The following is a 9,167-nucleotide window of genomic DNA, read 5'->3' as shown; positions in this document are numbered from 1 at the left end:
GCGGCTGCGGGATCGGCGGCGAGGGCGCGGACCACCGCGTCCAGCTGCTCCAGCATGACCGCGCTCTCCACATCGGAGGCGCCGGCCATGAGCCGCGCCGCGTCGGTGCGACCCGAGTCCTCCCCCCGGCCGGCCTTGACCGCTCGCGAGATCAGCACGCTCTCGAGGATGTTGGCGGCGACCGCGGCGCGTGAGGAGGACCGCACGTGGGTCAACGTGACGTCGCAGTAGAGCTCGATCCCGGCCTCCAACTGCTCCATCACCCGCCGCGGGTCGTCGTCGGTCGGGACCCGCCAGTCGGTGATCCGCCCCGGCAGTCTGCGGATGGCGGGTCCGGCGGACAGCGCGTGGGAGGACAGGCGGATGGTGTTGGTGAGCCGGCGCAGGAACGGCTTGGGCGGCTTGGGGACCAGCTCGTCGACCACCCGCCCGCAGATCGAGGTGGAGAACTGCTCGAGCGAGTTGCCCACGATGCCCGAGCTCAGCGCCGTCCCCTCGGTGAGGTTGAGGAACATGTGCCCGGAGAAGTATCCCACCTGGAGCCAGGGTCGGTCGTAGCTCGGTTGGGCGCGGGCCACCACCTGGATCTGCTGCATGGCGTAGTCGATCGCGAACCCCGAGACCGACGCCGTCAGGGGACAGAACGCCCCCGGCATCATCTCGCCGATGTTGCAGCGCGTATAGACGTGGTCCTCACCGGCCAGCGGCGAGTCCATCTCCGCGAGGTCCGCGGGAAGCGTGGTGACGGGCCTGGCCTGCAGCCACCAGAGCCTGCCGTCCCGGTCGATCGCCCACTCCAGGTCCATCGATCGGCCCCAGTGCTGCTCAGCGCGCTGGGCGCCCGACCTGATCGCTGCGATCTCGTCCGGGGACAGGACCGCCTCGTCGTCGTACTCGCGGAGGGCCACCCGGCCGGCGGAATCCAGGATCAGGTGGTCAGGTGACGCCGATCCGTCGACCAGCGCCTCACCCAGGCCGGGAACCGCGTCGATGACCATGAGGTCGCGCCGGCCGCTGGTGGGGTCCGCGGTGAACACCACGCCGGCGGCGCGTGCGTCCACCATCTGCTGGACCACCAGGTGCATGGCCGGCGGGCCGGTGGCCGTGCTGGTGTCCGCCGGAACGGACCCGGTGGCGGTCGCCGGATCGGCACGGTAGGACGACGCGCGGCCCGAGCCGACGGACGCCACACACGTGCGCACCGCGTCGGCGAAATCCTCTGCCGACTCCACGCCCAGCACCGTGTCGTACTGTCCGGCGAACGAGTGGTCCCCGCCGTCCTCTCCGGCCGCCGAGGACCTCACGGCCACCGGCGTCGCGCCGGCGTCGGCCATGCGGTCGAACCACCGGGAGAGGTCGACGACGACGAGGTCCGCCGACGCGTCCGCGATGACGAAACCGTGGGGGACGTCCAGGCCGAGACGCCGGAGTCCTGCCAGACCCGCGGCCTTCCCGCCGTAGCGGTCGTCAGTGACCTCGTCGAACTCGACCACCGTCGGCGTCATCGCCCGCCCCCCAGCGCGTCGACGATCTCGGCCAACGCATCGGTGGCGATGGGACCGGTCTGATAGAGGCAGAGCCGGTCCGACACCCCGTCCACCCGGTCGCGGATGTGCGCGGCCACCTCGGCCGGGGTTCCGCAAGCGGCGATGGTGTGCAGGATCTCGTCGCTGATCAACGACGTCATCTCCTGCCATCGGCCCTGTTTGGACATGGCGTTGAGCTCGGGCTGCAGATCGCCCCAGCCGTGGGCATCGAGCACCGGCTTGTACGCGGGGGTGGAACCGTAGAACGCCAGCAACCGGCGGGTGGACACGTGGTCGTCGTCCCGTCCGGCGGCCACGGACACGATCACCTCGGGCACCACCTCGAAGTCGTCCTCACGGCGACCGGCGGCGGCGAGTCCCGCGCGCACGGCCGGCATCGTCGACTCACGGAGGAACTTCGTGGACCCGAACGGCATCACCAGGAGGCCGTCGGCCACCTGCGCGGTGGCCCGGGTCAGCCGGGGCCCGAGCGCGCCGAGGTAGATGGGCGGCGGGCCGTACGGGTTGGGTCCGGGCACGAAGGTGGGTGTCATGAGGGTGTGGCGGTAGTACTCCCCCCGGAAATCCAGGCACTCACCGGTCTCCCAGGTGGCGAAGACGGCCCGCAGAGCCCCCACCAGTTCCGTCATGCGCTCGACGGGGTGATCGAACTCGGTTCCGTAGCGCTTCTCGATCTGCGCCCGCACCTGCGTACCCAACCCCAGGACGAACCGGCCCTCGCTGAGCAGCTGCAGGTCGTAGGCCTGGTGGGCCAGCTGGACGGGGTTGCGGGGAAAGCCGATCGCGACGTTGGACATCACGTCCAGGCCCCGGACCTGGGACGCCAGCACCAGGGGGGTGAACACGTCGTGCGGGCCCTCGAAGGTGAACACCCCGGACGCACCGGCCTCCCTGAGCGCTGCCGAACGGTCGACGGCGTCCGTGGGGCCGAAGAGCGCGGTCATGACCTTCACGCCGGAGTCCCGTCCCGCGAGGCCGACCCCTCGTCGGTGTCCGGACCCGACCCCGTGCCCGCACCGTCGGTCCAGTCCGTGAACCCCGACGGGTGGTGGGGCCCGATCACGCCGTGCTCGAACAGTCCCGCGCCCTCGTGGGTCGATCCGTCCGCCTCCGTGCACACGGCGCGACCGACGTGGTCGATCAGGCTGAACGCCGCGCCGGCCATCACCTGGGGGTCGGTCAGGTCGAAGCTCACCCGCTCGGTGAAGCCCTCGCCCTTCCAGCTGCCGTGAGCCCAGGAGGAGTCGCCGCCGTACCCGGAACCGAACGCGATGGGGGCGAACAACTTCGACTCCACGTCGAGTCGGAACCGGTCACCCGCGCGGTTCATGAACTCGACGTGGACGCCCGTCGGGATCCGGGTGCCGACGCGGTAGTCCACGTCCACGCGCACGCCGTCGAGCTGCTCCACCCGGCCGTCCCGCCAGCGCCGCGTGCAGTCGTAGAGGCTGCGGTGACCGTCGGGGTCCTCCTGGATTATGAGGAACAACTGGTACTCGTCGAACGCCAGGGGCAGATAGAGCCACCACATCCCGCGGAACGCCGTGTCGGGCCGCCCGGCGGGTTCGGGTTCGCCCACCGGACGGATGCCCCACGAGCGGTCCCGGGCGGCCACCGAGGAGGAGTGCGTGACCTCGAGCCGCTCGCCGTCGACCTCGATCCACCCGTCCCACGAGCCGAGTTGCGCGAAGCGGCTGGCCTGGAGGGTGACCCGCCGGTCGGTGAGCATCGAGTGCGGTTCCTCCATGGCCGCGGGGAACAGTCCCCGCCAGGTCAGGTCGGCGGCGATGCCCTCGGTCGGCTCCAGTGTGAGCCGCAGTTCCTGGAGTGGCTCGATCACCTCGAGCCGGTACCCGCCGACGTGAGGCGTGAGGCGGTCGTCGTCGATCGCGTCGCTGAGGTGCACCGCGGTCTGCGTATCACCCCGGCGGACCACGACGTAGGCGTCCTTGACGCCCAGGCGCGGGTAGTAGCCGATGCCGGTGAGCGCCATGAATCGGCCCTCGCGGTCGAGCACGTTGAAGTAGGACCGATCGTAGAAGTTCCGGTCGGACGTGGCCGGCCAGTTCACCGGCGCGTGCGTCTGGTGGATCGGGTACTCGTCGAGCGGGCTGAGGGTCACGGGGCTCTCCCTACAATACGATGCACACTGCATTGGAACTATGGTGGGTTCATGACAGCAGACGCGCGCGCGGTTGGTGGGGAATCGGCCAAGTCCGCCGGGGGTCGCCCAGGTGCCGGGCGCCCTCGCGACAGCCGGATCGACACCGCCGTCATCGCCGCCACCAGGGAGCTGATCTGCGAGACGGGCTACCCCGCGCTGTCGCTCTCGGCGATCGCCGCGCGCGCGGGAACCACCACCGCGTCCATCTACCGGCGATGGTCGGGCAAGGCGCAGCTCGTCCACGAGGCGGTCCTGGACGCGGAGGCGATACCCGCGCCGGGCGGCTCCGGTGATCTCCGCGACGACATCAGGGTCCTCGTCGAGACGATCCGGGACCTGTTCGACAGGCCCGAGGTGCGGGTCGCGCTACCGGGCCTGATCGCCGACACCGTCGCCGACCCCGAGCTCCACGGCCAGATGATCGCCCGGCTGGCCGGGAACCTGACCGCGTTCGAGTCGCGGTTCGGACAGGGGCGCCGCGGTGGTGATCAGCTGCCCATGCTGGCCGAGGTGGTGGCCGGCACCGCGATCTTCCGCATCCTCGTGCGCCGGGACGCCGCACTCGACGACACCTGGGTGACCGAGATGACCGAGTTGATCACCGGAAGGTGGCCCGGATCAGCCGGATAGCGGTGGCTCGGGAGCGGGGGCTCAACGTAGGCGCGGGACCGCGGTGTAGACGGCGACCTCCTCGGGGATCCCCTTGGCCCGGGCGAGCGGGAAACTCCGCTTGCGGCGCGCCGACACCCTGGACTCGTCCAGCCCGGGGAGGGTGGTCTCGCTGACCAGGATCTCGTCGGCACCCGCCTTCTCGGCCAGCCTGGCGGCGATGTTGACGTCCACGCCGAGGTAGTCGCCACCGATCAGACGTGGGGTGCCGGTGTGGATGCCGGCCCGGATGCGGGGCCGCATCCCGGAGACCTCCACCGGGTCGAGCCCTTCGGAGCAGGCCACGACCGCGTCGAAGGCCAGCTGTGGGGACGGGAACACGGCCATGAGCCCGTCCCCGAGACGTTTGACCACGTGCCCGCGGTGGGCTTTCACCTGCGGCTCGGTGGCAGACGCCACCTCTCTCAGCAGGCGTAGAGCATCCTCGTCCCCCGCTCGCATGGCCCAGTTGGAAAAGCCCACGAGGTCGGTGAAGACGATGGTCACCTCACTCCCGCTGCCGCTCCTGCCGGATCGTTGGGTCAGCGCGTGCCACACCTGGAGCCCGCCCAGGGACAACTCCCGCGACGCGGTGGGTTGCTCGTCGAACAGACTGCCGGCCACGCGGGCGATCGTGCCCGCGCTGTCCCGGCCCGCGGCCGAGAGCGGATCCCCGAAACCCGAGTCGCCGGGCAGGGCCCGCCGGATCCGGCGCAACGCCTCGACGGTGGAAGGGTGTCTGTTGACGTCGCGGGCGCCCGCTGCGATCCGCGCCGCGGACGCGCGCGCCCGGTCCCACCGAGGGTTCGACATGCTCACGAGGGTAACCGGACCGGCCCGGGCCCACGCGCGCCACCTGTGGCTCCCGCCCGCGCGGTTTGCGTCACGGTGAACAAAACAGTTCAGCCTTCGCACGCAGAGTCGTTAGCTTTCTCTTCTGTTGCCGACCGGCAACACCGGCGAAAGTGGACACGACATGAGCAACAGACGAACCCTCTCGAGGCTGGGTATCGGCTTCCTGGGCGTGGGGTTGACCGCCGCGCTCGTCGCGGGCTGTGGGGGGACGGCGTCCGGGGACGAACTCTCGATCGTCGGCTTCGCCGTGCCCGCGGAGGGCAACGCCGCGGTGCAGGAGGCGTTCGCCGAGACCCCGGACGGCGAGGGGGTCTCCTGGCTCACCTCCTACGGCGCATCGGGCGACCAGTCGCGGGCCGTGGCCAACGGCCAGCCCGCCGACGTCGTCCACTTCTCCGTGGAACCCGATGTCACCCGGCTCGTCGACGCCGGGCTGGTCGACCAGGAATGGAACTCAGGGCCACACAACGGATTCCTCACCGACTCCGTCGTGGTGCTGGTGGTGCGCGAGGGTAACCCGAAGAACATCACCGACTGGGAGGACCTGGCCCGCGAGGACGTCGAGATCGTCACCCCCAACCCCGGATCCTCGGGCGCCGCGCGGTGGAACATTCTCGCGGCGTGGGCGTCGGTACTGCAGAAGGGCGGGACGGAGGAGGAGGCCGCGAAGTTCGTCGAGTCCGTGATCGGCAACGTCGCCGCGTTCCCCGGTTCGGGCCGCGATGCCACCACGGCGTTCCTCGACGGCACCGGAGACGTCCTGATCTCGTATGAGAACGAGGCGATCCTCGGCAGACAGCAGGGTGAGGAGTACGAGTACATCGTCCCGGACCGAAACCTTCTCATCGAGAACCCGGCGGCCGTCACCGTCTCCGCGCCGGGGACCGCGCAGGCGTTCCTGGATTACGCCCTGAGCCCGGAGGGTCAGGCGATCTACGCGCAGTACGGTTTCCGTCCCCTGCGTCACCTGGCGGACCAGGTGGAGATCGGTCAGGTCGACGGCGCGACGGATCCCGCGGACCCGTTCCCGGAGATCACCGAGCTCTACACGGTCGATGGTGACTTCGACGGGTGGACGCAGGTCGTCGACACCTACTTCGACGACGACGGGATCATCACCCGGATCATCCAGAGTTCCGGTCTGAACTGACGATGGCCACCGTCCTCACACCGACGACCACTCCGGCGCCACCGCCTCCGGGGTCTGCCCCCCGGAGGCGGTGGCGCGCCGCGCGCACCACCCTCACCCGACCGGCCGGCGTCGCGCTGGGCGTGTCGGTGCTGTGGTTCAGCCTGCTGGTGCTCATCCCGCTGGCCCTGGTCGTGATCTCCGCCGCTGAGGGGGGTTGGGAGACCTTCCGGAGCACCCTGACCAACGTCCAGACCGCCAACGCCATCCGCCTGACCCTGTTCTCCGCACTCGCAGCGACGGGGGTCAACATGGTGGTGGGCACCTTGATCGCCTGGGTCCTGGTCCGCGACAGGTTCCCCGGCAAGCGGGTGATCGAGTTGGTGATCGACATCCCCTTCGCCCTGCCCTCCCTGGTCGCCGGGTTGGTGCTGTTGAGCCTCTACGGGCCGAACAGTCCGATGGGCCTGACCATCGCGGGGACCCCGTACTCGGTCTTCCTGGCGGTGTTGTTCGTGACTCTGCCCTTCGTGGTGCGCACCGTGGAGCCGGTCCTGCTCGAGCTCGACCCGCAGGTGGAGCAGGCCGCCCGGTCCCTCGGCGCGTCCCGGGCCGAGACGTTCCGTCGCATCGTCCTGCCCACCCTGACGCCGGCCATCGCCGCCGGGGCCACCCTGTCCTTCGCGCGGGGGGTCGGGGAGTTCGGAGCGTTGGTGCTGTTCACCGGTAACCGACCCAACATCTCCGAGGGCGCGCCGATCCGCATCCAGAGCTACATCGAGATAGATAACGTGGCCGCCGCCGCCACTGTCGCGGTGGTCCTGCTCGCTGTGGCGCTCCTGGCCATCGCGATCCTCGATGTCATCTCACGGAGGGTGGCGCGCCATGGCTGAGCGGACCGATCAGAGACCGTCCACCCCGACCGCGGGCATCGACGACCCGACCGCTGTGCCCGTTCGTCGGCTCCGGCCGGTGTCGCCGTGGGCGGGTGTCCGCCTCGCCGTCGTCGTCACCTATCTCTTCCTCCTGGTCGGCTGGCCGCTGCTGATGATCGGCCAGCGGACCTTCTTCGACGGCTCCAACCACCTGGTCTCCGCGCTGCAGAATCCCTCCGTGCAGCACGCCCTGCTCATCACCCTGTCCAGTGCACTGTGGGCGGTGGCGCTCAACACGGTCTTCGGGATCACCCTGGGGATCCTGCTGGTGCGTCACGAGTTCCCCGGGAAGCGACTGCTGAGCTCCTTCATGGACCTGCCGGTGTCCGTCTCGCCGATCATCGTGGGCCTGGCGTTGCTGTTGGCCTACGGTCCCGCGCACGGGTGGCTCGGCCGACCGCTGGCCGAGATCGGCATCTCGGTGGTCTTCTCCTACACCGGCATCGTCCTGGCCGTCACCTTCGTCTCCCTGCCACTCGTCCTGCGCGCCGTGGTGCCCGTACTCCGGGAGATCGGCGACGACCAGGAGACCGCCGCGCGCAGCCTGGGGGCCTCGGGGCGGCAGGTCCTGTGGCGGATCACCCTGCCGGCGATCAAGTGGGCCGTCGCGTACGGCGTGGTGCTCACCTTCGCCCGCGCGATCGGGGAGTTCGGCGCGGTGCTGATCGTCTCCGGCGGCATCGTCAACCGCACCGAAACGGCGACGATCGCCGTGCAGCGGCTCCACCAGGGCTTCGATACGGGAAGCTCGTACGCCATCGGCTTCCTGCTCGCACTCATCGCCGTGGCGGCACTGGTGATCGTCATGATCCTTCGACCGAAAGAGGGCCCCAGTGGGGATTGAGATCTCAGGCGTCAGCAAGCGGTACGGGGACTTCGTCGCACTCGACGACGTCACCCTCTCCGCACCCTCCGGCGGGCTCACCGCGTTGCTCGGACCATCCGGCTCGGGCAAGACCACGCTGCTGCAGATCCTCGGCGGTCTGGAGAACGCGGACCGTGGCACGGTCGAGATCGACGGCCGAGACACCACCCACGTGCCGGCACAGAAGCGGAACGTCGGCTTCGTGTTCCAGCACTACGCCGCCTTCAAGCACCTGACGGTGGCCAGGAACGTGGCCTTCGGGCTGGAGATCCGCAAGGTCCCGAAGCCGGAGATCCGGCGGCGCGTCGACGAGTTGCTGCACCTGGTCCAGCTCGCCCAGTTCGGCGACCGGCTCCCGGCCCAGCTCTCCGGCGGACAACGCCAGAGGATGGCGTTGGCCCGGGCACTGGCGATCGAACCCAGTGTCCTGCTGCTCGACGAACCGTTCGGGGCGCTGGACGCCAAGGTCCGCAAAGAACTGCGCGACTGGCTGCGCCGGCTCCACGACGAGGTCCACGTCACCTCGGTGTTCGTCACCCACGATCAGGAGGAGGCCCTCGAGGTGGCTGACACCATCGTGGTGATCAACCACGGCCGGGTCGAGCAGATCGGCACTCCGGAACAGCTGTACGACCACCCGGCCAACGAGTTCGTCTTCGGTTTCCTGGGTCCCGTCACCAGGCTGGGAGGGGTCCTCCTGCGTCCGCATGACGTGCTGGTGTCCCGCGGCCCCGAGTCCGGTGGCGTGCCCGGGCGGGTCGTCCGCTGGAGGCGGGTCGGGTTCGAGATCCGCTACGAGGTGGAGCTCGACGACGCGCCCGGCGCGGAGCGGGTCCACGGGCAGCTCACCCGCACCGAGGCCACCGCGACCGGGATCGGAGCCGGGGACCGGGTGTGGGTCCGCGCCCACCCGGGTGCCGACGTGCTGCGGGAGCCGGCGGCGGCCCCGGTGCGGGACGTCGTGCACGTCCGGGGTTGACCCACCACGTGGCAGACCTGCTGGTCGCCTTCGTCGCCGGCCTGA

Annotated in this window: 9 protein-coding genes; 5 read left to right on the top strand and 4 right to left on the bottom strand. The window is 70.1% G+C overall.

Annotated features, from left to right (window positions below; all coding sequences use genetic code 11):
* The 3 genes from G6019_RS05625 to G6019_RS05615 form a co-directional block, all read right to left on the bottom strand.
* Positions 1-1,505, bottom strand: a 1,505-nt coding sequence (locus G6019_RS05625; RefSeq protein ID WP_182611888.1) for a PEP/pyruvate-binding domain-containing protein, incomplete at its 3' end; no start/stop codon positions are given.
* Entirely contained in the window at positions 1,502-2,500 is a 999-nt protein-coding gene (locus tag G6019_RS05620) for a TIGR03617 family F420-dependent LLM class oxidoreductase (RefSeq protein ID WP_182611887.1), read from the bottom strand. The genes G6019_RS05620 and G6019_RS05625, both read right to left, overlap by 4 nt.
* Positions 2,497-3,669 carry a hypothetical protein gene (locus tag G6019_RS05615; RefSeq protein WP_182611886.1) on the bottom strand — a complete coding sequence of 391 codons (1,173 nt, stop codon included), beginning with the start codon at positions 3,667-3,669 and terminating at the stop codon, positions 2,497-2,499. Before G6019_RS05615 ends, G6019_RS05620 begins: the two co-directional genes overlap by 4 nt.
* A 51-nt stretch (positions 3,670-3,720) precedes the next feature.
* On the opposite strand from G6019_RS05615, the gene G6019_RS05610 reads away from it, so the two are divergent.
* Positions 3,721-4,341: a TetR/AcrR family transcriptional regulator gene (locus G6019_RS05610; protein ID WP_107757750.1), complete on the top strand. Its 621-nt coding sequence runs from the start codon at positions 3,721-3,723 to the stop codon at positions 4,339-4,341.
* A gap of 21 nt (positions 4,342-4,362) precedes the next feature.
* Here the strand turns inward: G6019_RS05610 and G6019_RS05605 are convergent, their stop codons facing one another.
* Complete coding sequence (locus tag G6019_RS05605) at positions 4,363-5,172, bottom strand: adenylate/guanylate cyclase domain-containing protein (protein ID WP_182611885.1); 810 nt, start codon at positions 5,170-5,172, stop codon at positions 4,363-4,365.
* Between the two features lie 163 nt (positions 5,173-5,335).
* On the opposite strand from G6019_RS05605, the gene G6019_RS05600 reads away from it, so the two are divergent.
* The 4 genes from G6019_RS05600 to G6019_RS05585 are packed head-to-tail and all read left to right on the top strand — an operon-like array spanning position 5,336 to position 9,122.
* The gene (locus tag G6019_RS05600; RefSeq protein ID WP_107757749.1) at positions 5,336-6,364 is read left to right on the top strand and encodes a sulfate ABC transporter substrate-binding protein; all 1,029 of its coding nucleotides are present in this window, start codon (positions 5,336-5,338) and stop codon (positions 6,362-6,364) included.
* A gap of 2 nt (positions 6,365-6,366) precedes the next feature.
* Complete coding sequence (locus G6019_RS05595; RefSeq protein ID WP_182611884.1) at positions 6,367-7,236, top strand: ABC transporter permease; 870 nt, start codon at positions 6,367-6,369, stop codon at positions 7,234-7,236.
* The gene (locus G6019_RS05590; protein ID WP_182611883.1) at positions 7,229-8,122 is read left to right on the top strand and encodes a sulfate ABC transporter permease subunit; all 894 of its coding nucleotides are present in this window, start codon (positions 7,229-7,231) and stop codon (positions 8,120-8,122) included. The genes G6019_RS05595 and G6019_RS05590 overlap by 8 nt, the downstream gene beginning before the upstream one ends.
* Positions 8,112-9,122, top strand: coding sequence for a sulfate/molybdate ABC transporter ATP-binding protein (locus tag G6019_RS05585; protein WP_182611882.1), 1,011 nt, complete (start codon positions 8,112-8,114; stop codon positions 9,120-9,122). Before G6019_RS05590 ends, G6019_RS05585 begins: the two co-directional genes overlap by 11 nt.
* Positions 9,123-9,167: the final 45 nt, after the last annotated feature.

This window comes from Dietzia sp. DQ12-76, assembly GCF_014145045.1.
GTDB lineage: Bacteria > Actinomycetota > Actinomycetes > Mycobacteriales > Mycobacteriaceae > Dietzia.
Note: the sequence above shows the minus strand (reverse complement) of the source record. Positions and strands in the feature narration are given on the sequence as shown.